Source organism: Acidiphilium acidophilum, from assembly GCF_033842475.1.
In the GTDB taxonomy this organism is placed as follows: Bacteria; Pseudomonadota; Alphaproteobacteria; order Acetobacterales; family Acetobacteraceae; genus Acidiphilium; species Acidiphilium acidophilum.
The window spans coordinates 113,104-136,819 of record NZ_JAWXYB010000001.1 but is presented as its reverse complement, the minus strand read 5'-3'; the positions used below and the strand labels follow the sequence as shown (position 1 = coordinate 136,819).

General features: G+C 59.4%; 17 protein-coding genes and 4 pseudogenes. 12 read left to right on the top strand and 9 right to left on the bottom strand.

Annotated elements, in window-relative coordinates:
• Positions 1 to 7: 7 nt before the first annotated feature.
• Positions 8 to 1,381, bottom strand: coding sequence for an NRAMP family divalent metal transporter (locus tag SIL87_RS00705; RefSeq protein WP_319612403.1), 1,374 nt, complete (start codon positions 1,379 to 1,381; stop codon positions 8 to 10).
• A gap of 529 nt (positions 1,382 to 1,910) precedes the next feature.
• Between SIL87_RS00705 and SIL87_RS00700 the strand changes: the two genes are divergently transcribed.
• Both SIL87_RS00700 and SIL87_RS20095 read left to right on the top strand, forming a co-directional pair.
• On the top strand, positions 1,911 to 2,186 hold the full coding sequence (locus SIL87_RS00700; RefSeq protein ID WP_319612402.1) for a metal/formaldehyde-sensitive transcriptional repressor: 276 nt from the start codon (positions 1,911 to 1,913) through the stop codon (positions 2,184 to 2,186).
• A gap of 211 nt (positions 2,187 to 2,397) precedes the next feature.
• The gene (locus SIL87_RS20095) at positions 2,398 to 2,601 is read left to right on the top strand and encodes a hypothetical protein (protein ID WP_405055195.1); all 204 of its coding nucleotides are present in this window, start codon (positions 2,398 to 2,400) and stop codon (positions 2,599 to 2,601) included.
• Between the two features lie 126 nt (positions 2,602 to 2,727).
• Here SIL87_RS20095 and SIL87_RS00690 read toward each other — a convergent pair whose 3' ends face one another.
• Positions 2,728 to 4,608 (bottom strand): AI-2E family transporter, encoded by a 1,881-nt coding sequence (locus tag SIL87_RS00690; protein WP_319612401.1) that lies wholly within the window; start codon positions 4,606 to 4,608, stop codon positions 2,728 to 2,730.
• Positions 4,609 to 5,111: 503 nt separating this feature from the next.
• Between SIL87_RS00690 and SIL87_RS00685 the strand changes: the two genes are divergently transcribed.
• The gene (locus SIL87_RS00685) at positions 5,112 to 5,429 is read left to right on the top strand and encodes a PAAR domain-containing protein (protein ID WP_319612400.1); all 318 of its coding nucleotides are present in this window, start codon (positions 5,112 to 5,114) and stop codon (positions 5,427 to 5,429) included.
• On the opposite strand, the gene SIL87_RS00680 is transcribed toward SIL87_RS00685, so the two are convergent.
• On the bottom strand, positions 5,352 to 6,524 hold the full coding sequence (locus tag SIL87_RS00680; RefSeq protein WP_319612376.1) for an IS4 family transposase: 1,173 nt from the start codon (positions 6,522 to 6,524) through the stop codon (positions 5,352 to 5,354). The two genes, SIL87_RS00685 and SIL87_RS00680, sit on opposite strands and share 78 nt — an antisense overlap.
• Before the next feature lie 237 nt (positions 6,525 to 6,761).
• On the opposite strand from SIL87_RS00680, the gene SIL87_RS00675 reads away from it, so the two are divergent.
• The 3 genes from SIL87_RS00675 (at position 6,762) to SIL87_RS00665 (ending at position 9,357) form a co-directional block, all read left to right on the top strand.
• Complete coding sequence (locus SIL87_RS00675; protein WP_319612399.1) at positions 6,762 to 7,271, top strand: winged helix-turn-helix domain-containing protein; 510 nt, start codon at positions 6,762 to 6,764, stop codon at positions 7,269 to 7,271.
• 135 nt (positions 7,272 to 7,406) lie between these two features.
• Positions 7,407 to 8,549, top strand: coding sequence for an IS110 family RNA-guided transposase (locus SIL87_RS00670; protein ID WP_319612358.1), 1,143 nt, complete (start codon positions 7,407 to 7,409; stop codon positions 8,547 to 8,549).
• Between the two features lie 259 nt (positions 8,550 to 8,808).
• Positions 8,809 to 9,357 carry an IS630 family transposase gene (locus tag SIL87_RS00665; RefSeq protein WP_319612398.1) on the top strand — a complete coding sequence of 183 codons (549 nt, stop codon included), beginning with the start codon at positions 8,809 to 8,811 and terminating at the stop codon, positions 9,355 to 9,357.
• 42 nt (positions 9,358 to 9,399) lie between these two features.
• On the opposite strand, the pseudogene SIL87_RS00660 reads toward SIL87_RS00665, so the two are convergent.
• Positions 9,400 to 10,109: pseudogene (locus SIL87_RS00660) on the bottom strand (IS6 family transposase).
• A gap of 283 nt (positions 10,110 to 10,392) precedes the next feature.
• Here SIL87_RS00660 and SIL87_RS00655 point away from each other — a divergent pair.
• The 5 genes and pseudogenes from SIL87_RS00655 to SIL87_RS00635 form a co-directional block, all read left to right on the top strand.
• Positions 10,393 to 11,676, top strand: a pseudogene (locus SIL87_RS00655) (IS1634 family transposase); the annotation flags it as partial.
• A 121-nt stretch (positions 11,677 to 11,797) separates the two neighbouring features.
• Entirely contained in the window at positions 11,798 to 12,979 is a 1,182-nt protein-coding gene (locus tag SIL87_RS00650; RefSeq protein ID WP_319612316.1) for an IS256 family transposase, read from the top strand.
• Positions 12,980 to 13,013: 34 nt separating this feature from the next.
• Positions 13,014 to 13,424, top strand: a pseudogene (locus SIL87_RS00645) (IS1634 family transposase); the annotation flags it as partial.
• A gap of 129 nt (positions 13,425 to 13,553) precedes the next feature.
• On the top strand, positions 13,554 to 14,735 hold the full coding sequence (locus SIL87_RS00640) for an IS256 family transposase (RefSeq protein WP_319612316.1): 1,182 nt from the start codon (positions 13,554 to 13,556) through the stop codon (positions 14,733 to 14,735).
• A 38-nt stretch (positions 14,736 to 14,773) separates the two neighbouring features.
• Positions 14,774 to 15,001: pseudogene (locus tag SIL87_RS00635) on the top strand (IS1634 family transposase); the annotation flags it as partial.
• Between the two features lie 150 nt (positions 15,002 to 15,151).
• Here the strand turns inward: SIL87_RS00635 and SIL87_RS00630 are convergent.
• The 4 genes from SIL87_RS00630 to SIL87_RS00615 form a co-directional block, all read right to left on the bottom strand.
• The gene (locus SIL87_RS00630; RefSeq protein ID WP_319612316.1) at positions 15,152 to 16,333 is read right to left on the bottom strand and encodes an IS256 family transposase; all 1,182 of its coding nucleotides are present in this window, start codon (positions 16,331 to 16,333) and stop codon (positions 15,152 to 15,154) included.
• A gap of 210 nt (positions 16,334 to 16,543) precedes the next feature.
• Positions 16,544 to 18,808 (bottom strand): ATP-binding protein, encoded by a 2,265-nt coding sequence (locus tag SIL87_RS00625; protein ID WP_287994902.1) that lies wholly within the window; start codon positions 18,806 to 18,808, stop codon positions 16,544 to 16,546.
• Positions 18,805 to 20,583 carry a metallophosphoesterase family protein gene (locus SIL87_RS00620; RefSeq protein ID WP_287994904.1) on the bottom strand — a complete coding sequence of 593 codons (1,779 nt, stop codon included), beginning with the start codon at positions 20,581 to 20,583 and terminating at the stop codon, positions 18,805 to 18,807. The genes SIL87_RS00625 and SIL87_RS00620 overlap by 4 nt, the downstream gene beginning before the upstream one ends.
• 1 nt (position 20,584) lies before the next feature.
• Entirely contained in the window at positions 20,585 to 21,748 is a 1,164-nt protein-coding gene (locus SIL87_RS00615; RefSeq protein WP_287994906.1) for a Fic family protein, read from the bottom strand.
• Between the two features lie 289 nt (positions 21,749 to 22,037).
• Between SIL87_RS00615 and SIL87_RS00610 the strand changes: the two genes are divergently transcribed.
• The gene (locus tag SIL87_RS00610) at positions 22,038 to 23,195 is read left to right on the top strand and encodes an ISL3 family transposase (protein ID WP_319612394.1); all 1,158 of its coding nucleotides are present in this window, start codon (positions 22,038 to 22,040) and stop codon (positions 23,193 to 23,195) included.
• Here SIL87_RS00610 and SIL87_RS00605 read toward each other — a convergent pair.
• Entirely contained in the window at positions 23,156 to 23,713 is a 558-nt protein-coding gene (locus SIL87_RS00605) for a transposase (protein WP_405055194.1), read from the bottom strand. The genes SIL87_RS00610 and SIL87_RS00605 overlap by 40 nt on opposite strands.
• Positions 23,714 to 23,716: the final 3 nt, after the last annotated feature.

The window sequence follows — 23,716 nt, the reverse complement described above, 5'->3', positions numbered from 1 at the left end:
CAAAATTTCAAAGGGCATGGGGAAACACGGTGGCGATGCCGTACAGGCCATTGCAGGCGATCAGCATAACCATGACGCCAACCGAAAGGATGTTGCGCGTCGGTGAATTAACATGCTCACCCAGCAATTCCCGGTCGTTTAGCAGCATTAGCAGGAACAACATGGCTGCAGGCATGAACACTGTCGCAATCACCTGGACGGTCAGGTTCAGGAACCCGACTGGCACGTGCGGTAGCATCAACACCCCCGCGGCAATCGCGGTGCCGAAGATTGCCGGTGCATAGAAATACAGCGACCGACGTGGCGAGATATTGACCGAGCGGGGCACGTCGAGCGCCTCGCCGATCGCCCAGGCGGTGCTGGCGGTGATTACGATCGAAGCAATCAGGCCGGCCTCAAGCAGGCCGAGCGCAAAAACGATCATGGCACCATGCCCCAACTTCGATCCGATGCCTGCGAGCACCGAATGGTCATCCAGCGAGGCCGCATTCGGCATGCCATGCAGATACTGCCCCGAAATCACGATGATGGATGTGGCCACCACAACCATGCCGATGACGCCGAGCATGAGATCGCGCCGGCTCGCCTTGATGTCCTGCGGGAGAATACCTTTATCGACCACGCAGGATTGCTGAAAAAACAACTGCCATGGTGCGATCGTGGTGCCGATGTTCGCCGAAACGAGGATCAGGAATCCAGCAGAAAGCAGCCCGCCCGGCAACGCCCAACCGCTGCCGGTGAAGGTGCGGGCGACTGCACCCCAGTCGGGATGCGAGAATAACGCCAGAGGCAGGAATACCAGATTAAACCCCGCGACGACCAGCGAAATACGCTCCCAGCTCGAATATTTCAGGAACATCAGAATGCTCACGATGAAGACGAAGGCGAGTGGGATCGTTACCAGGTAGGGGACATGGAAAACCTCGCTCGCAACCCGGATGCCGATGAACTCGGTCATCAGTGTGAGGATGTTCGCGACCACCAGATCAATCAGCGAAAACGCCCCCCAGAAGGCGCCGTAGCGCTTCCAGATCATCTCGGCGTGCCCGCGGCGGGTGACGGCTCCGAGCCGGATGGTCATTTCCTGGACCAAGTATGCGATGAAGCCGAGCGGGATCATCAGCGGGATGAACAGGCTGAAGCCGTAGGTGGCACCTGTCTGAGCATAAGTGATGACACCCCCGGCGTCATTATCGCCCAGCATGACGAGCAGGCCCGGACCGACCAAGGAGAGACCGAGGACGATGCGGCTGCGTAGGCCCCCCTTGCCGGTGCGCAGTCTCTGGATGCGGAGCCGGTCGCGCAGACGGTCTTCGAGACCGGCGGGGAGGGTGATGTGGGCGCTCGCGGGGGAGATCAGGATATCAGTTTCGGCGGACATGGCATGTCTCCGTGATCGGCAAGGAATGGGTGGGAATGGGCAGACGTCGATGGTGATCCGTGCCGGGTTTAGCCCGGAGGCTCGCCGCGCGATTCCGCGATCACTTTCCAATAGATCACAAGCCGCCCAGCACCATCGGGACGCCAGCAGGCGACAAGCCGACGGCGCGGCAAAGCTGCGTTATTCGACGCGGCGATCGTGACCGGCGAAGATGGCCGGTTCAATAGTTTTCTGCGGAAGATCATATCGATCCCTCCTCCTGGTCAGCGTTGGCTTAAACCCAGGCGGAGGGGGCGGAGTTCAGCGCGTCGCGCAGATTTCTCCAGCCGTGTATCCGGCCCGGGCAATCGTCCATCCCACGGTGAACATGACAGCAAGCGAAAAGCGCTTACTATCGTCCTCTGAAGGTTGGCTGTTCGATCGCGATTTCATGGGGTCCTTGGCACATTGGGTTGATCAAAACCATCGAAATTCGCATTTCGTGGCCTGATGTGCTATATACCCCCTCACAGTATCTGGTCAAGAGGCAATGCAATACACCGACAAGGAAAAACGCAAGCTGGTGAACCGACTGAGCCGCATCCGCGGTCAGGTGGAAGCCATGCAGACAGCCTTACAAGAAGACGCACGATGCACCGCCCTGTTGCAACAGGCGACGGCATGTCGTGGCGCCTTGGATGGGTTCATCGGCACTGTGATCGAGCACCATATCCGACAGCATATCGTCGATCCGGACCAGCATGAAACCGATCGCGCGCAAGCGGCAGAAGAACTGATCGGCGTAGTTCACTCCTACCTCACGTGACCGGCGCCGGGCTACCGGTGGACCTGGCGACTGCCCCTGAACTCAGACCAGCAACCTGGGCAGTCTGGCCAGAGCGTAGCGTAGTATGACCTGATCCGGCATTGATCGTGGCAGATGCAGGTGTCAGTTTCCCTTAAGGAAACTCTGAAAAAATCATTTACGATACGTTTTCGGTATGATTCACTGTGTTTGACAGAGAGGATGCCCCTGGATGCAGCGCAGTTTTGCTGAGTATGACGGTTTCCGGAAACAGCGGAAGTTCACCCGTCGGGACGTGTTTCTGGCGGAGATGGAGCGTGTTTTGCCGTGGCGGCGGCTGGAGGCGCTGATCGAGCTGTCAGTTTCCCTTAAAGGCTCTGCCTCAATTCGTGTGATTCGGGTCGACTTTGAGGGGCATCATTCGCGCGCGGAGTAAATCGACGCCCGCACGGCCGTACCTCGCCCCTTTCAGCGTCTTCAGTCGGTTGATTTGACCTTCAGTCTGACCGTTGCTCCAGGTGTCAGAGCCCTTTTAGGAAACCTCAAAGTTACCGTCTCAAAATCAGCCGGGCAGCGGGATATGGTCTGCGGCGATAACGGTGACGCAGGACTTGATGACGTCAGCGAAGGAGTTGGCATAATGATCGGCACCGATGGCGGTGCGGGTCTGATCCTGAGCGGGATCGTCGCTGGGCCAGAGTCCGACGAGGATTGGCGTGCCGGGGGGCAGGTAGCGCCGGAGGCGGCGGATCAGGTAGCGCAAGTGAGCGGGGCTGCCGCTGATGTCGAGATATGCGATTGAGGCCATGGCGACGTTGCTGACGTCGAGGTTTTGCAGGGTGTGGCGGGAAACGTCGTTGTATCTGACCATTCGGGCGGCGATGCCCTGGTCCTGCAGGAGGTGCACCAGCATGGCGGAGGCCGGTTCGTCGAGTGGGCCGCGGCCGGCGATGCTGAGGATGGCGGGGGCGCCGTCCAGCGGGGGTGCGCCTGCGGATAACGGATCGGTGGCATCGGCCGGGTCGTTGCGCTTTCCGATGTGTTCGGTCAGGCTTTCGACCAGCTCGTAGATGGTTTTTTTGACGGTCTCGAGCTGATCGGCGGCGAGTACGCCGCGTTCGGCATCAATGGCGGCGAGTTGCATGCCTTTGAGGGCGACGTCGTCGTAATACTCCGAGAGCGGCATTTCTTTGAGCAGTATTTCAGCCTGTTCGAGCACTTCATCGCCGTCTTCAGCCAGGATGCGCTGATAGAAGCTTTCGACCGGGCTGAGGGCGGGGCGGTCGCCGAACATGACATCGAGGAACTCCAGGCGTTTGACGTTACGGCCCAGGACCACCAGGCACAGGGTGAGCGGCGTGGACAGGAACAGGCCGACCGGGCCCCAGACCCAGGACCAGAAGATGGCGGCCACCACGACGGCGAAGGGCGAGATGCCGGTGCTGTGGCCATAGACCAACGGCTCGATCGCCTGGCCGGTGATGCCTTCGACAACGACGTAGAGGGCTGCAGTCCAGAGCGCCATCGACCAGCCGGGCTCGACGCCGGCGGCCAGGGCGATCGGCAGCAGGGCGGAGATGAACGAGCCGATGTAGGGGATGAAGCGCAGCAGCGCCGAGAGGACCCCCCAGAGAACAGGGTTTGGGACGCCGATGATGAACAGGCCGATGCCGACAACCAGGCCGAACGCGGTGTTGACGGTGAGTTGGGTGAGGAAATAGCGCCGCAAGCGGCTGTCGGCATCGTCCATGGCGATGGTTGTGCGGTGGATGTCGTCGGCGCCAAGTAGGCGGATCAGGCGATCGCGCAAATCTTCACTTTGGAGGAGCGCGAAAATGGCCACGATGAAGACGATGCCGAGTGTTGCAAGCGGCGAGAGGATGGGGGTGAGGAACTCCTTCGCCATGCCCCAGCGCGAGTTTGCCGAGGGCGCCGGCTGGGCCTGGGCCGGGGCTGATTTGCCGGCGTGCGCTGGCTGCGAGGGGGATTGCGATGCGGTCGACCGGGACGCCGGCGAGGGGATGGCGTTTGGGCTGTTATTAGTCTGCACCAGTTTCGTGAGTCGGCCAAGGGTGGCGGCTTTGAGGGTGCTGACCTTGGTTTCGATGGTGGTGGTGTATTTCGGCAGGTCACCGGCGAGGGACCCGATCTGGCTGCCGATGACGCTGCCGAGGGCGAGCAGTATGCCGATGGTGACGGTGACCACGAGCAGCACGGAGGGGATGCGCCCGAGATGCATGCGGCGGAATAGCGAGACCAATGGCACCAGCAGGAAGGCGAGCAGCAGGGCCAGGGCGATCGGGATTAGGACTTCGCGGCCGAAATAGAGGGTGACGACGATCATGACGAACAGCGTCATGACTTTGGAGGGTTCGGTCGGGGTCCGGCGTGCGCCTGGCTTGAGCGAGATGGACGGAAGTGGTGGTTTGGTCGCTGTAGCCATTGGTAAGACTGTCCCCAGGATAAACCAATCCAATCATCACGAAAAGTTCATCAGGACAAGGTGGTCGCGGGATTGTTGCCTTATCTTAATTATGATTCGTCCTTAATGGCCGGAAGCTCGATAGGCGGGTCGTTGGGTTTTTTGCGATGATTTTCCTTGAATTGCCTCTACTTGGTGTTGGGACGCCCCCGAAGTAGGTGAAACTCGACTTTAGTTAGTGACGTCATGGTATCGGTATTGCATAGATCAAGAAAAGTTTCCTGCGGATCACCGCCTAGCGGGCTGTCCGCAGGTGGGTTTTCTTGCGGCATTTCTCAGCCGCGATAACGCATATTATCGCGCGTAGTGGAATTATTCGGGGGGCTATCGGGGTAGGGGCCGCACGCCGCGCGTTGCCGAGTAACGTTGGCGTGGGCCAGATTGAAGATTTCGGGCAGGGCAGGGGGGCCATGGAAGCAGGATTGAGGCTTTCCGGGCCATGGGTGATCGGCTAGCATCGTTTCATGGCCGGAGAAAAACCTGCAGCCCGAATGACCGACATGCACACCTGCCCGGAGAGTGACGGGCCAGTTCCGCATGTTGGGGGACCGATCCTCACCGGCTCGCCCAATGTGCTCATCGGTGGTCTGCCGGCGGCACGAGTGACCGACAAGGTGACATGCGTCGGACCGCCCGACATGGTCGCAGTGGGCTCGCCCACTGTGCTAATCAACGGCCTGCCCGCGGCCTCACTCATCCCCTCATTACGTAGCCGGCATGGAATTGCCGAATATGCCGCTGCTGCGCAGCATTTCCGTGAACCGCCGCATCAGGGGCAGTAGCCGGTGCTTCGGCATGTTCGGGATCAATTCATAGAGCATGCACCCCTGACGGAACAACGAGTGTGAGCGGGTCTTCGAAGTGTTGGACTTGAGCTGTCGATCCATTCCCAGGCTCTCGCCTGCCGTCCCGAGCATGGTCAGCAGCGCCATCGCAAACGCGCTGATGAGCAGCAGCCGATCGCGCCGCTCTGGTTCGGCGATGCGGATCTCAGCCATCCCCATCCCAAAACGCAAATCCTTGACGTCCCTGAAGCTGGGTTCGATCGTCCAGCGCCGGGAATATTGCTTGATCAATGTCCCTGCAGACGCCACGGCGTCACTGCTCGCCAGGCACCACGGCTCCTTCATGTCACGCGCATGTACGCACACCACGGCACCGACCTGATAGGCGTGCGAGGCGGTGACGCGCGCACCACGCAGTTTGCGCGCCCGGCCCGATTTGCCGACCCAGTCCGCCGCGGTTCGCGTCTCGCCTGCGGCATCGGTGACATGGATGTTGCCGCGGAAGCGAATGATATAGGCAAAGCCAAGCTCCGTAAGATACGCGAACAGCTTGTGGTCACCGAAGCCGCGGTCGGCCAGGATGGTCACGCGGCAGCCGGGCGGGACAACCTCCGACAGGCGGCGCAGGCAAGTATCCTCGATGGCGTTGCGCTGATCTTTCAATTCCTCTTTCCACATCGACAGCCACAACAGAGGCATCGCCCGGCCATGCTTGCTCACCAGGTTGAGCGCCAACGTTGCCTGATCGTCGCCGTCGAAATCCGTCCAGTCCATGGCAACGACGATGTCGGTCTGCGAACCCACCAGATGCGGTACCCAACGGGCGAAGCTTTCCCAGACGTCGATACTCTCGTTACTGAGCATGCGATCAACCTGCTTGATCGCGTGCTTGGTCACCAGCCCGCGCGCCTGTGCCAACGCCTGACCGATCATCGCGACGGCGAGCGACGCGCCGGTCATCACGCCCAGTGTCGCAGCAGACAGGGAGTCAACGCGTTTGGCGTGGAGATCGTGGGCATACAACTCGTCAATGAATGCGCGGATGTCCTTCAACCGCCCACCATCACGCTTTTTCGATGCTGCAATTCCCATGATCCACCCTCATCCATGCATTCCAACGCTTGGTAGAGAATCGCAGCGAATCGGCGCAATACCTGGACCTATGGAAAATGGGGGGATTCCTGAGGCCCGCGGCCCGTATGGGCGACCAGGGCACTGTCAAGTTGCTGGTGTGATACCAACCGGCTAAACGGTTGACTCGCGGGGGATTCTCAAATTTTTGTGGCTGTGTTTGAATGATTTCTGTCGATTCGCGAGGACGGAGGGATCATGTCGCAGGCATTGGCGATCACCAATCATGATCATACGGCGGCCGATTTACGCCGTTTGATGTCGCGCCAGCGCGACGGCGATGTGGTTCGCCGGCTTTCGGCATTGGCGCTGGTGCTTGAGGGCAAATCGCGTGCGGAGGCAGCTGCGTTGAGCGGCATGCAGCGTCAGATATTGCGCGACTGGGTGCGTCGCTACAATGCCGAAGGGGTGAGTGGCTTAACGTCACGGGTAGGTTCGGGGCGTCGACCGGAGCTGAGCGAGGCGCAAATGCAGGAGTTGAAGGCCTTGGTGATCAAGGGGCCTGATCCAGAGACCGACAAGGTTGTGCGCTGGCGCTGCGTTGATCTGAAGGCGCTGGTGGCGCGGCGGTTTTCGGTGGAAGTGCATGAGCGCACGATCGGCAAGTGGTTACGCCAACTGGGGCTGACCCGGCTACAGCCGCGCCCTTTCCACCCAAAGAAAGATGCGGTGGCGCAGGAGACTTTTAAAAAAACTTCGCCAGCCTGAGCTGCGATGCGCTGCCAGCCTCGGCGGCCGGCAAATCAATCGAGGTGTGGTTTCAGATGCTATGAGGGCGGTGGCGCCAAGTGTTTTGTGCATAATGGCAGGCATCCGCAACCACTGAGAGAGGAGTCTGTTGTCATGTCGTTCAATAATACTATTCGTATCGCTATCGAACTCAGCGTCTCGTCTTGGCTTGTTGCCGTGCGGACGCCTGGTGGTAGCGAGAAGGCGCGTCTGCATCGCATCGAAGGGGGCGAGAGCGCCGCACTCCTGGCGTTGATCACGTCGGTACGGACGCGAGAGTCGGCCAAATCGGGTCATAGTGACATCGGCGTTGCGTGTTGTTTTGAGGCAGGCCGGGACGGGTTCTGGCTGCACAGATTGCTGACGGCGCATGGTGTCGATGCCTACGTGCTCGAACCGACCAGCATCCTGGTCAACCGGCGCGCACGCCGCGCCAAGACCGATCGGCTTGATGCCGAAGGCATGCTTCGCGTGCTGGCGGCGTGGCTGGCGGGCGATCGGCAAGTATGCAGCATGGTGCGCGTTCCAACCCCCGAAGAGGAGGATGCCAAGCGTCCGCACCGAGAACGCGAACGTCTGGTCCAAGAAAAGCAGCGCATTGAAAATACCATCGAGGCATTGCTGTTTACCCAGGGCATACGGGGAAGACCGTCCCTGCGCTCCTGGGAACGCGACGTCGAGGCACTGCAAACTGCTGACGGCCGCCCGTTGCCACCTTTGCTGCGAGCCGAGATCGACCGCCTGCGGCGTCGGCTCGTTTTAGCTTTGGAGCAGATCAGGGAGGTAGAGGCTGAGCGGACTGCACGGCAGGCTGCGACGTTTGACGACACGATCGTCCAGAAAATATCGGCGTTACAACGCATCCGCGGCATTGGCGAAAACTTCTCCGCCGTGCTGGTGCGCGAGGTGCTCTACCGCCCGTTTGACAACCGCCGCCAGCTCGCCAGCTACGTCGGTATCGCACCGATGCCGTATCAAAGCGGCAGCATGGTTCGTGATCGACATATCGGACGTGCCGGCAATCCGCGCGCACGTACGACGCTGATCCAGCTTGCGTGGCTGTGGCTTCGCTACCAGCCGGGCAGCGCGCTCGCAGCTTGGTTCCGCGAGCGGGTCGGCACGCTGCAAGGGCGCACCCGGCGAATTGCGATCGTCGCAATGGCAAGAAAATTGTTGATCGCGCTCTGGCGTTACGTCGAAACCGGACTGCTGCCCGACGGCGTCGAGATCAAGGCCCAAGCAGACACTATGGCATAAGCTGACAGAATTGCCGTTGGTGGGATAACTGCCGACGGTAATGCGGGGTGCGCGACCGTCTTCTTCTTTGGTGGCCCCCAGCCACCGCGTTTCAGGTGGGTCGCGTCTCACCAGGGCTACGCCTCGTGAATGAGGCATTATGGTCACGGATCCGGTGTTGTTGGACCCGACCGCATGTAAGGTGACGCAGCATAGCTGCGAGATTAAAGATCGCCCTGGACCTGCGAACTACGTTGATGTTGAAAACCGGATTTAAGGAGTGCCATCTGCAAAATCACCATTGACAGCCAAACCCTCATGTAAGGACGAAGCGCGGGTCGGGCAGAAGGGCTCGATCGAGTATGTCTGGGCCGAAACCGGCTCGCGGCCGGCGATGGTACGTGATACCCGCCATGATAGCCTGTATATCTTTGGGGCAATTTGTCCGGCGCGCGGGGTCGGTGCTGCCATCATTATGCCGAGCGTGAATACCGAGGCGATGAACGAACACCTCAAGGAAATCAGCACCCAAATCGCAGCCTCCGCCCACGCGATCCTGGTCTGCGACGGTGCTGGCTGGCACCAGCCAGGCGAACGCCTGATCGTGCCCGACAACATGACCCTGATACCACTGCCGCCCTACGCCCCCGAACTCAATCCAATGGAAAATGTCTGGGATTATCTGCGCGGAAACAAGCTGAGCAGCCTCGTCTGGAACAGCTATCAGGACATGCGCAATGCAGCCAAAAACGCTTGGAACTTCCTCGTCAGCGATCCTGCAAAAATTACCTCAATCGGGACTAGAGATTGGGCACAGGTTACGCGTTAGGGCGGTTGGTATGACGTGTGGATTATCCCGTCTGGTGATGGATCAGGCTGCCAGTTGGGCAGCATAGTCGGCCCAGAGCGAGAAGGCGTCGGCTCTGGCGTGGCGGAAGGATCTGGCGGAGAGACGATAACGTTTGGGGCGAAACAAGGTGGCAATCTGGTCATGCGTGGAGAGGAATCTCTGGGCATGGCCTGGCGATTTGAACCGCGCCATGACCTTTTCTCGTCGCCGCGTATGACGGTGTGATGCCTCGGCCCGATTGTTCAGCCCCTTATGGGAACGGTGATCGGCACTGGGGCAATCCTTGCGCAAGGCGACATCGTATCTTCTGAGCTTGTCGGTCACGACCACCCGCGGCACACCCCAGTTACGCATGAGTTTTCTCAGGCACTTCCTGGCTGCAGGCGCATTTCGTCGACTTTGGACCAGGATTTCCAGCACGTCACCCCGACCGTCGACGGCGCGCCAGAGCCAATGCCGCACGCCGCGGATCTTGATCACGACTTCTCCAGATGCCATGTATCGGAAGCGTGCGGCCGGTCACGCCGGATGTGGGCTGCCATCTGCGGCCCGAAGCGATTAACCCATGCGCGGACGGTCTCGTAGCTGACCATCACACCTCGCGCCGCCAGAAGATCTTCCGCATCGCGCAGGCTAATCGCAAAGCGGTGGTAGGCCCAGACCGCATAAGCGACCACCGAGCGGGGAAAGCGATAACCCTTCAACCGACGTGCAGAAATCATGGAAATCATTCAGGATCGCTATGATCGCTCGACCGGCGCGTCAACCTGACAGTGCCGTCAAAAGGCTTCGACCTGATCGAGCACTCCATGGTTCGAACCGGACGGGACATGCCCATTCCATAAGTACCCAGACAACAAGTTAGCCCATCTTTAGCGCTAAATCGATCATAACGTGTAACGAAGTCGCATAACATATTGATATTGCGTTCTTTCGGTTTTGTTTTTATTTGTAGTGCCATAATAATATTGCAGACCCCTTGACGCTCCACCGCGCCGGCCTCATGTCTCGGCAATGTTTATCCGCAAAACAAAAACCCGGAATAAGTCCGATAACGAAACATACTTCACCTACCGCCTCGTCGCCTCCGAGCGCAACGGTAAGCAGGTCCGCCAGATTACCCTGCTCAACCTTGGCCGCCAGTTCGACCTGCCACAGAGCGACTGGCAGGCGCTGTGCTCCAGGATCGACGCCTTGCTCGCCGGACAGGTCGGTATGCTCGCAGAACCCGAGATCATCGAGACCATGGCTCAACGATATGCCGCCCGTCTCATCGCAGCCCAGCCAGAGGCGGCCCAGCCAGGGGCGGCCCGATCGGACGCTGGACGCCAGGCTCCACCGAGCCCGTCGACCGCCGCTCAGGCAAGCTTGTTCCCACCGTCGTCCGCGTCCTCTGCAATTTACACCGAAGTCGATGTCGCCTCGCTGCAACTCACCCGGCCCCGGTCGATCGGGGTCGAAGCGGTCGGCATCGCCGCAATGAAATGGCTAGGGATCGATCAGATCCTCCGCGATCTCGACTTCAATGGAGTCCAACGCGCCGCGGTAGCCGGCAGTCTCATTGGCCGCATGGCAGCGCCGGGCAGCGAACTCGCAACGTGGCGCTGGCTTCGCGAGCGCAGTGCCCTCGGCGAACTGCTTGACGTGGACTTCGATGCCATGCCGTTGATCCGCCTGTATCGCACATCCGATCTTCTCGTGCGCCACCGAAACAAGATCGAGACCGCTTTGTTTGGTCGGATCCAGGATTTGTTCGGACTGCCGCTTACCGTCACCCTCTACGATCTGACCAACACGTATTTCGAAGGTACCGCCAGCGGTAACGCCAAGGCCGCTCGCGGCCGATCAAAGGAGAAGCGAACCGACTGCCCTCTGGTTACCCTCGGCCTGGTCCTCGATGGCAGCGGCTTCGTGCGCCGCTCAAAGATGTTCGCCGGCAATGTCGGTGAAGCCACGACCCTGGCGGAGATGCTCGACGGCCTCACCGCCCCCAAAGGGGCGCTGGTCATCATGGATGCCGGCATCGCCACCGCAGCCAACGTCGCATGGCTCATAAAACACCGATACCGCTACCTGGTGGTCAGCCGCGAACGCACCCGCCAGTTCGATCCGGATCAGGCGATCAGCACGCTGACCGCGTCGAACGAGACGGTCAAATTGCAACGCGTGCTGAGCGAGGATGGTGCGGAGGTTCGGCTCTATTGCCACTCCGAGGGGCGCAAGACCAAGGAGACCGCAATCACCGATCGGTTCATCACCCGGTTCGAGGCCGGTCTCACCACGCTCGCCGGTGGTGTAACCTGACGTCTGGAAATTCATTTTGGGTTGGGAGTTGGTGCCCTTGCCGGGGCATGCCCCGGCAAGGGCTGTTCATTCTGGTATTCCATGCAGTTGTTCACACCAACATGGAGACCGATGAATGGACGCCAAAAAGGATACGATTATCGAGGCACTTTTGGAACATCTGATCGAAAACGGCGCAGGCGATATCGCCACGGTATTTGCCAGGACCTTCGAACTCGCCATGCAGATCGAGCGCGAACGCTTCCTCCACGCCAGTCACTACGAGCGCAACCCCGATCGTCAGGGTTACGCCAATGGCTACAAGCCCAAGCGGATCGATACCCCGGCCGGGTCGATCACCGTCGATGTCCCCAAAACCGCCGGTCACGTGGGCGAACCCTTCTACCCACAGTCCCTCGAACGCGGCCGACGCTCGGTCCGCGCCGTCATGGTCGCCGTCGCCGAAATGTACATCAAAGGCGTCTCCACCCGCGACGTCGAGGCCGTCATGCGCGAATTCGGCATCGAAAGCCTCTCCTCCGCTCAGGTCAGCCGCGCCAGCAAGCTGCTCGATGACGAACTCGCCGCCTGGCGCACCCGACCCCTCGCCGAGATCCGCTACCTCATCCTCGACGCCAGATATGAAAAAATGCGCGATAATGGCGTCGTCCGCGATGCCGCCGTGCTCTCGGCCATCGGCATCGGACCCGATGAACGCCGCCGTGTCCTCGGCGTCTCGGTCGCCCTTTCCGAGGCCGAAGTCCATTGGCGTGCCTTCCTCGAAAGCCTCCATCAGCGTGGCCTGCGAGGCGTCGAATTCATCGTCTCCGATGACCATGCCGGATTGCACGCCGCACGCCGCGCCGTCTTCGGCGCCGCACACTGGCAACGATGCCAGTTCCACCTCGCCCAAAACGCCATCCACCACGCCCCCAACCACGCCATCCGCAAACGCATCGGCGCAGAACTCCGGACCGTCTGGAACGCAAATTCCCTCGCCGCTGCCCAGATCGCTCTCACAACCCTCGTCAATGCCTATCGCGACACCGCACCAAAGCTCGCCGATTGGCTCGAACGAAATATCCCCGAAGGCCTCACCGTCTTCACACTGCCAGAACCCCACCAGCGCCGGCTTCGCACTTCCAACCCCATGGAACGCGGCATCCAGCAGGAACTCAAACGCCGCACCACCAAAATCAGGGTCTTCCCCAACGAAGCCTCCCTCGAACGCCTCGTCAGCGCCGTCCTCGTCGAAATCGATGAAAAATGGGCCGCCGACACCAAGGGCTACATCAAGTGGGACTACCAGGATGCCTGACCCCCGCTCGCCCTATTTTCCAGACATCAGGTTGCTCAATCCGCTCGCCGCCGGCCTGGCAAAACCCCACGGACAGAAAAAGCTGGCTGATATCCAGCGACGCATCGGCCGATTGATCGAGAAGAGCAACGGCATCGGGCAACACTACGAGATCACCGTGACTCCGGATGAGACCGGAGCCAAGGCCGCGTCGATCACCTGGGTCAAGGCTCCACTCGAGGGTTCAATGCTGACACATCCCGGGGTCTATTGTCTGCGCAGCAATGAAACCACCTGGGACGCCGCCACCTTGTGGCACACCTACACCATGTTGACCGATCTGGAGGCGGTGTTTCGCGGTCTCAAATCGGAACTCGGCCTGCGACCGGTGTTCCATCACAAAGCGGACCGCACCGAAGGGCATCTATTCATCACCGTGCTGGCTTATCAACTGGTCCAGGCAATGGTGGTGTAACCTGACGTCTGGAAATTCATTTTGGGTTGGGAGTTGGTGCCCTTGCCGGGGCATGCCCCGGCAAGGGCTGTTCATTCTGGTATTCCATGCAGTTGTTCACACCAACATGGAGACCGATGAATGGACGCCAAAAAGGATACGATTATCGAGGCACTTTTGGAACATCTGATCGAAAACGGCGCAGGCGATATCGCCACGGTATTTGCCAGGACCTTCGAACTCGCCATGCAGATCGAGCGCGAACGCTTCCTCCACGCCAGTCACTACGAGCGCAACCCCGATCGTCAGGGTTACGCCAATGGCTACAAGCCCAAGCGGATCGATACCCCGGCCGGGTCGATCACCGTCGATGTCCCCAAAACCGCCGGTCACGTGGGCGAACCCTTCTACCCACAGTCCCTCGAACGCGGCCGACGCTCGGTCCGCGCCGTCATGGTCGCCGTCGCCGAAATGTACATCAAAGGCGTCTCCACCCGCGACGTCGAGGCCGTCATGCGCGAATTCGGCATCGAAAGCCTCTCCTCCGCTCAGGTCAGCCGCGCCAGCAAGCTGCTCGATGACGAACTCGCCGCCTGGCGCACCCGACCCCTCGCCGAGATCCGCTACCTCATCCTCGACGCCAGATATGAAAAAATGCGCGATAATGGCGTCGTCCGCGATGCCGCCGTGCTCTCGGCCATCGGCATCGGACCCGATGAACGCCGCCGTGTCCTCGGCGTCTCGGTCGCCCTTTCCGAGGCCGAAGTCCATTGGCGTGCCTTCCTCGAAAGCCTCCATCAGCGTGGCCTGCGAGGCGTCGAATTCATCGTCTCCGATGACCATGCCGGATTGCACGCCGCACGCCGCGCCGTCTTCGGCGCCGCACACTGGCAACGATGCCAGTTCCACCTCGCCCAAAACGCCATCCACCACGCCCCCAACCACGCCATCCGCAAACGCATCGGCGCAGAACTCCGGACCGTCTGGAACGCAAATTCCCTCGCCGCTGCCCAGATCGCTCTCACAACCCTCGTCAATGCCTATCGCGACACCGCACCAAAGCTCGCCGATTGGCTCGAACGAAATATCCCCGAAGGCCTCACCGTCTTCACACTGCCAGAACCCCACCAGCGCCGGCTTCGCACTTCCAACCCCATGGAACGCGGCATCCAGCAGGAACTCAAACGCCGCACCACCAAAATCAGGGTCTTCCCCAACGAAGCCTCCCTCGAACGCCTCGTCAGCGCCGTCCTCGTCGAAATCGATGAAAAATGGGCCGCCGACACCAAGGGCTACATCAAGTGGGACTACCAGGATGCCTGACCCCCGCTCGCCCTATTTTCCAGACATCAGGTTGCTCAATCCAGGCAATCCGGCGCAAACTGGAAGCGGCAGGGGATCCCTTGTCATGGACCCGATTGCGCGAAATCCTCTCGGTGCAGCAACGCATCACCGCAACCTTCCAGCAGCGCGACGGTCGCACCCTGCATGTCCGCAAGGCCACGGTCGCCGAACCAGCCTTGCGCCGGATTTATGATGCGCTGGAACTCAATGCCGCGCCAGGAGGGATCCAGAAACTCACCGTCTGACACCCTTTGGATGCGGTTGTAGTGCCACTCGGACTTTTTTACGAGTGTAAGATGTTGATACTATAAGGTTTATTCGAGGTACTGCTAAATATGGGTTAGGGTTGCGAGCGATTGAGCAACCTGATGTCTGGAAAATAGGGCGAGCGGGGGTCAGGCATCCTGGTAGTCCCACTTGATGTAGCCCTTGGTGTCGGCGGCCCATTTTTCATCGATTTCGACGAGGACGGCGCTGACGAGGCGTTCGAGGGAGGCTTCGTTGGGGAAGACCCTGATTTTGGTGGTGCGGCGTTTGAGTTCCTGCTGGATGCCGCGTTCCATGGGGTTGGAAGTGCGAAGCCGGCGCTGGTGGGGTTCTGGCAGTGTGAAGACGGTGAGGCCTTCGGGGATATTTCGTTCGAGCCAATCGGCGAGCTTTGGTGCGGTGTCGCGATAGGCATTGACGAGGGTTGTGAGAGCGATCTGGGCAGCGGCGAGGGAATTTGCGTTCCAGACGGTCCGGAGTTCTGCGCCGATGCGTTTGCGGATGGCGTGGTTGGGGGCGTGGTGGATGGCGTTTTGGGCGAGGTGGAACTGGCATCGTTGCCAGTGTGCGGCGCCGAAGACGGCGCGGCGTGCGGCGTGCAATCCGGCATGGTCATCGGAGACGATGAATTCGACGCCTCGCAGGCCACGCTGATGGAGGCTTTCGAGGAAGGCACGCCAATGGACTTCGGCCTCGGAAAGGGCGACCGAGACGCCGAGGACACGGCGGCGTTCATCGGGTCCGATGCCGATGGCCGAGAGCACGGCGGCATCGCGGACGACGCCATTATCGCGCATTTTTTCATATCTGGCGTCGAGGATGAGGTAGCGGATCTCGGCGAGGGGTCGGGTGCGCCAGGCGGCGAGTTCGTCATCGAGCAGCTTGCTGGCGCGGCTGACCTGAGCGGAGGAGAGGCTTTCGATGCCGAATTCGCGCATGACGGCCTCGACGTCGCGGGTGGAGACGCCTTTGATGTACATTTCGGCGACGGCGACCATGACGGCGCGGACCGAGCGTCGGCCGCGTTCGAGGGACTGTGGGTAGAAGGGTTCGCCCACGTGACCGGCGGTTTTGGGGACATCGACGGTGATCGACCCGGCCGGGGTATCGATCCGCTTGGGCTTGTAGCCATTGGCGTAACCCTGACGATCGGGGTTGCGCTCGTAGTGACTGGCGTGGAGGAAGCGTTCGCGCTCGATCTGCATGGCGAGTTCGAAGGTCCTGGCAAATACCGTGGCGATATCGCCTGCGCCGTTTTCGATCAGATGTTCCAAAAGTGCCTCGATAATCGTATCCTTTTTGGCGTCCATTCATCGGTCTCCATGTTGGTGTGAACAACTGCATGGAATACCAGAATGAACAGCCCTTGCCGGGGCATGCCCCGGCAAGGGCACCAACTCCCAACCCAAAATGAATTTCCAGACGTCAGGTTACACCACCTTGCGAGCATTGGGTTCGCCTTTCCAGAGGCTGGCGCCGTCGGTCCTGCTCGATGATCCAGGGCCGAGCGCGCTTTTTGTTCAACAGGTGGCGGCTTCTCTTGCCTGCCAATGCTTGGCGGTGCGCATATCTATCCAATCGCAATGCAGCTCCAGCCGGAGTTCAGAGTTGCCCTGTGGCACGAGAAACCGTTCAAGGGAACCGGGGATAGGGAAATACATTCCGCCATACATTTCTTGAAGCGGGCGATCGAGCTGAATTGCACCTTCCGCTCGGATAGAGCCGTTCACGTCGGCGGCGACAACTTCATCGACGCGGATTTCATATTGAAACGCAGCGCTCACGGTATCTGAGGCAACGTACATAATCTTGTTACCGGCCCAGACGACGCCTCGACTTTCGCATTCTGGCAAGAGATCACCATAGGCATTGTAAGCGGGGTCTGGCAAACGCAGGTAGTAGCCGCCTAGCCCCGTGCTTCCCTGCTCATCGATAACATGAATGATCCGCGGGAGTGGTTTTCCTGGTTGAGGCTCAGGCTGATGATGTTGTCCGCCGCCCACAGTAACAACTTGCACGTCCGAACGCGTCACAACCTGTTTTTGGCCACCTTTTCGCACGATTCCGATATCGTCTTTGAGCAGAATCCAAAGCTCCGACCGTCGTTTAGCCAGCAGTTCAAGGTTTAGAGCGCCATCTCCGAAAAAACGTGGACTCCATTTCTTGAGGGACGGCCCAAGATATTCGCGACAAAACGTCCCAATCAAAGAGTAAAGGAGTGCGCTATATCCGAGGTCCTGCAGCTTGACGATTTCCGGATGTCGAACATCTACGAAGATTTCGATTGGCTGAGCGCTCCCGTGCTCCTTAACGAATACCGGTATATCCTCTGTCAGCTTGCCCGCAATAAGACGGAAATTCTGTACCTCGTAGGATTTAGATATATTCAGCTCCAACTCGCTCAGAAACACTCGTTCAAACCGGCTAAGTTCTGCATAACGTTCGGTGCAGTCTATCATTCCATCGAACGGCTTAGCGTTACAGAACTGTTCGAGGTAACGCCGTTCGGCATCCTGCCGCTGGCGATCGGAGGACAGGAGCACGACAATATGTCCCCGCGCCTGCATGATCTGGTTTAGGGCCTGCTTTTGAGCCAGCCCGAAGAACACGCCGACTCCGCCTTGCTCGGCCCGCCTGCGGATCTCTGCCAACGTGCTTTCCGAACCATCCGCCAAAGTGACCTTGACCTTTCCGAGCTGGTTCACAAGGCCATGCTGCAGCACATACCGAAAGATCCGCGTGTGCTGTCCAATGCGCTCAGGGGATTCAAGAACGGCTTCAATTGCTATCTTCTCTAACGCATGAACAATTCTGCCCAGCAAGCTTGTCGTCGGGGCGTCAAGTGAGTCACGTCCGGCGGTAGGAATAAATCGGTCGCAATCGAGGCGGCCCGATACACCAATCGTAGTGCCGATTTGTGTCGCGCAAAGTTTGAAACCGCGCTTGAAGACATCGATCGGACCATTTTCAAATCGTATAAAGCCCACTAGACTGATTGACTCGTCACCAATGGTTAGCCCATCTATCGCGGCAATGATGGCATGGCCTCTATCCGCGTACAGGCGTCCGGTGATCACCATGTCGCCGCTCTGCCATTGCTGGGTTCCTTGGCGTATTTCCGTCAGATTCTCGCGATTCTCCAAATCGGCGAATTTGCCCTGAGGAATTCTCTGTCCGCCAAAATAGATTTTCGTGGGAACAAACCGTACAAAGTCCAGGAGGTATCGCTTCAGTTCATCGACATTCGGCGGCTTGCGCATATGACCGACAACGACCGTGCCTCGCGGCGCCGCCACGTCCGATTGCTCGACCGTCACGGAAGGAATAGCGGCGCCGGCTTTTTGAATGTCGGCTTCAGACAGACGCGTAAGAGTACCATCTGCGGCGCCCGCTGTCTGGGATATCACCTCAAGGATGTCGCAAACGCCAAAATTGGCAAAACCGCCAATGCCAAACATGCCAACGCAACCGGCTGCCTGTGCTTCCTGAGTCCGCTTGCCGCTGGCACCAATCGTCCAGAAGAAGCTTTGGAGGTCATCTTCCGACATGCCGATCCCATTATCACGAACCGTAACCATTCCGTCGACAACGGTGATCTCAATTTTGTATCCTTCATCGCCAGGATCAACTCCGTCTCGGAGCGCCTGAATCCTGATCGCGTCGACGGCGTTCTGAACGTTCTCTCGGATGAAGGCGAGGGGTGTTTCATAAATCTGCTTTGAGATCGCGCGTAACACGCTCTCAAAGTCGATTCCTACTTTGAATGATTTATTGCCCTCGGTCACCACCGCCTCGCTTTCACCGCTTCATCAATCTGATTACGAAATTTTTTGTCTCCCGTCGCTTCGACGACTCGTTGCCCGATTTCGACAAATGCCGCAGCTTTATCCGGATACTTCGCGATACCGTCCAGAACGGTGCTCTTTGCTTCGTCGTACCTTTTCGCGCCACAGAACAGCGTCGTGAGCATAGCTGCGTCCTCAGCTTCCGCGTGTGCCTCGGAGGTCATCGACCGATAAAGGGAAATAGCATGTTCGTTGTCTTTGGCCTCGGTGGAATGGCTCAAAGACAGTGCGAAATATCGTGTGGCCCTATGCGCCAACTCCGGTATGGACGAGCCCTTGTGCCGTTCCGAAAGGTCCCTTAATTGGATCCAGTCCTGTTCCGCGGCGACCTCATCCAACAATGAGACCGTGTGAATGAACGACGACGCCGGTGCGGTCGTCGCCATGGCTAAAGCATCTTTTTCAGCGCTAGCTAATCGGCTCTTGAGATCGGCATTCGCGGCGCATGCCTTCAGGAGCGCGGTGCCATATTGAGCAACGGCATCTCCGTACCGAGTGAAAATTTCGGCAATTGGAGTGCGGCCATAAAAAACGCGTAAGACGTTCTTGAATGGGATGAAGCCCATCGTCGTTCGTTTCAGTTCGCTTTCGGGCTCATCGCGAAGCACGTCCAATGATCCGAAAACGTAACCCTTTTGAGCCGGGATTGGCAGGTCTGCCTTTTGATCGAGCAGCAACGCAGCGAGATAGTGCGACAATGGCGAAAGTGAACCCTGAAACGCCGTTATCGCGGCGGCGAGTTCGCCCACATTGCTCGTTCCAGCCGGGTCGATTTCAATCGGATATTTCCCGGTTCCGGCAAACGTGAAATCGCCTTTGGCAGGCCGGTATTGAACTGTTTTGACGGTGCGCGTCCCAAGCATCAGATCAACAGTGACAATCGAATAAGTATTCTGAGACTGGCGCGTCTCATACGTCGCACCTGCCGAGAGGGTGAGGCAGCCTGACGCGTTGAGCCCAGTCGCCCGTATCTCCGGCTCATGCAAGTGCCCGCACTGAAAGAAATGGCACTGTTCCTCAATACGATTTTGTACCGGGCGCCGATCGAAGTCCTGGAGCAATTGAAAAGGATGATGCGCCATGCCGACAATGATGTGCGCGTCGTTTTTGTTTGCCAGCTCCAAAGCGTTGATGACTTGGTGCTCGCCGATCAGCAGCTTGCCATGGTCGGCTATTCCGCCTTCAGCGAGCCACGCGGAATCGAGGCCAACGATTGCCACACGAACATTCTCGATGGTTACGACTGCGACGTAACCGAGCCCATCATCCGTCCAGTCCCTGGGCTGATTCTTGAGATAGGTGTTCTGAAAGGTCCGATAATTTTCCTCTCGTGCTAGCAGCGTCCCCATATCCTCGCGGGAAGACAGGAGATCATCGATCTGATTCTGGCTTTGCGCAAATTGCCTGGCGCCAGCGAAGCACATCTTCTGGCGTTCGCGGTCTATGTCGTGGTTACCGGGTATACAGAATATGAAGTCCGCTGGCACTCCTGACGCGGCACTCACAGCGTCAAAGAAGCTCGCTACAAGTTTGTACTCCTCGGCATTTCCTGAGAAGGCCAGATCACCGGTCACCAGGATAAAATCGAACGCCGCTCCGGCCCGCTGCTGCTTGGCAATGTCCTCACACATCGCATTCAGCACAACATCCTGTGACCAGATCTTGCTGACGCGCATATGAATGTCTGAGATGTGGAGCCAGCAAATAGGATGCATGTCAGCCGGTCCTCTCGGGGAACAGCCCCGGCATCCAGCGCGAGGCGAGGGTCGCGGGGAAGGCGAGGCGCAGATGCGCGCGCGTGCTTTCTGACACGAGCACACCGTGATCGGTCAAGGCGGAGACTACGCGTCGCGCCTGACGGTCGCCGGTGCCGACAATCGCGGCTGCTTCGCCGCGCGGCAGTTCGCCACGGTAGAGAACGGCTTCAAGAATGGCTCCGGACTTCGGCGGTAATCTGTTGAGTCGGATTTCCTCCTCGGCCCACAGCAGGATTCGGGCGCGCAGTTGATCGGGTTGCATCAGGCGTTCCATGAAGATGACCTGATCGAGGCATGTTGTCAGTAAGAAGCGTGTGAATTCAGCGAGATTCTCTTCACTCAGATTGCCCCTTCCATCGAGATCGTTGCGCCGGGGCAGATCACAGGCGGCGAGGTGACCTTTGTAGGCGTCGACGTTACGGGCGAGACCGCGCGCGACGGACCAGACGGCGCCTGTTTCGAGAGCTTCGAGCAGCATCGCATGCGACATGAGCCGGGCAACGCGACCGTTGCCGTCGAGGAACGGGTGAATCCAGGCGAGGCGGTGATGCGCCGCCGCCGTTGCGAGGATTGTCTCGGACCTGCCGAGTTTGCTGTAGACATCCTCGAAGCGTTGCATGAAACGCGGCAGTGCACCGGGGCTGACCGGGACGTGTCTGCCGACGGAAACATCAAGGGGACGCAGTCCGCCGGGGATCACCTTGATTCGCTCTTTGGTCGTCGGGTGCTCGACCCACAGGAGATCGTCGGGCAGCAGGACGCAGAAGCGTTCGTGGATTTCTCGGATGGCGTCGGCGGTGGTGGCCCGACCTCTCACGCCGCCGCCGTCGATCCATTGCTGGACGGTGATGTGGGCTTTCGCCTCCAGCTGGAGGTCACGCTTTGTGGTGTCGCTGCTGTAATCCCCCTTGAGAGCGCGCTCGATATCGATCGGGTGCGTGTCGTGCCCTTCGATCAGGTTGCTGTAGTAGCAGTTCATCGAACGCACGAGATCGGCGAGCGACGCCAGCAGGCTTTCGGGTAATGAGCGCCGGAAGCCGGCGCTCTTCTGCGCCAGATCCAGTGCCAGATCGGTCAGCGCGGCCCGGTGGCGTGAGCCTTCGCCAATCAGCAGCGACTCCATCAGACCGATGCTTTCGCCCCGGTCTTGTGCCGCTGTAATGTCCTCTTTTAAGTCCGCTTCTCTGCTAGCCATAGATCATTATATACCAATTCATTAGGTGAATAAAAGTCGCCTCTAGGGCCGCCTAAAAGTCCGCTTTGATGTCCGCTTACAGGTACGCCTAAGGGTCTGAAATTCAAGGGCGAAGTGGTGGATCCCCAGGGCAATCGGTTGACCATTTCGGCTCTGCCTCAATTTGTGTGATCGTGGTGCTGCTTGACGGCTGGAACGGAGACTGGGCTGATGTGGCATGATCAAAAATGCAAAATGGGCGCTTGGATCTGGCCTCGAGCTCTTGGGGTCGGAGTGCCGCGACGGGCGCTGGACGGTCTCGGCCGTGAGACGGGGGAGCGCTCGTTGTCCCGGATGTGATATGCGCTCTAGCCGGCGTCACGGTTGGCAGGTTCGCCTTCTGCAGGACCTGCTGGCTCAGGGAACGCCGGTCACGCTACGCGTGTGCCTTTCACGATGGCGATGTCAGAACCAAGTGTGCGCGCGCAAGACGTTCAGCGATCGGCTTCCCAAAATTGGCCTACCGTTTGCTCGAAGGACCCGCCGGGTGGCCAATTTGACCAGGCTCTTCGGCCATGCCGCCGGCGGTCGTCCGGCGGAGCGCCTGATGGCTAGCCTGGGGCTGCCACAGAGTGATGACACGATTTTGCGTCATCTCAAGCGCCATGCTGGCGCGCCCGCCGAGGCAGAAACGGTGCGGGTGGTCGGGGTAGATGACTGGGCTTGGCAGAGGGGGTTCCGCTACGGGACGATCATGGTCGACCTTGAACGGCGCGAGGTGGTTGACGTGCTGCCTGACCGTTCGGCAGAGGCCACCGGCCATTGGCTGGCGCAGCATCCCGGTATTGAGATCGTCAGCCGAGATCGCGCCGGTCTCTACGCGGAAGGCGCTCGCCAGGGCGCGCCGCAGGCCAAGCAGGTGGCCGATCGCTTCCAATTGCTGCAGAACTTCCAGAAGACGATCGAGCAGCAATTAAGCCGCGCGCCTCGGCCCAACAGGCAACCCTCGCCGTCGCTTACCAAGGCCGAGCCCGTGATCCTCGCCGGATGGATTGGTCACGGGCGGCAGCCAGCGTTGGTGGAACATCGGCAGCTGGTTTCAATAGCCCGCCGGGCCGTCAATACGGACAAGTTCAACCAGGTCAAAGCTTTGCAACTTTCCGGCCATCGCATCACCGCAATTGTCCGTCAGACGAAGTTCAGTCGGCGCACCGTTACGAAATGGGTGCAACTCGATGCGCTGCCAGAGCGCAACGTGATGGCGCCGAAATCAAACACACCAAGTGGTTTTCACGACCATCTTGCTCGACGCTGGGCCGAGGGTTGCACGTCCGGGCCTCAGGACTCCCCTCATTCCTATATCGTACCGAATGTTGCGTTGAAAACTGACTGTTGAGCGAGGTTTTGGGCGAAGTTTTCGATCAATGGGCGGAGGCGATGCTCTGGCATATTAGGGATGAGTTCGTAGAGCATGCATCCTTGCCGGAAGAGCGAGTGGGTCCGCCGCTTTGAGGTATTGGATTTGAGGTGCCTGTCATAGCCGAGCGCTTCTCCGGTAGCGCCGAGCGGAGTGAGCAGGGCGACGGCGAAGGCATTGAGCAGCCACAGGCGATCGCGCCGCTCTGGGGTGCTGACGTGGATGGCGCCCATCCCCATGCCGAAGCGCAAATTTTTGGTGTCGCGGAAACCCGGTTCGATGGTCCAGCGTTTCGCGTAGAGATTGATCAGTTGGCGCGCGGTATCATCGGTGGTGCTGGCGGCCAGGCACCACGGTTGTTGGCGGCGGTGAGAATCCGCGCATAAACGGCGCGGGAAGATATATCGGCTGATTTCGAAGGCGGCCTGATCCTGATGGAGCGGTGGTGATGTGCTGCCCTTCTGCTTTGATGGTTCCGCCGTGCTCGCGGCCGTCAAGGA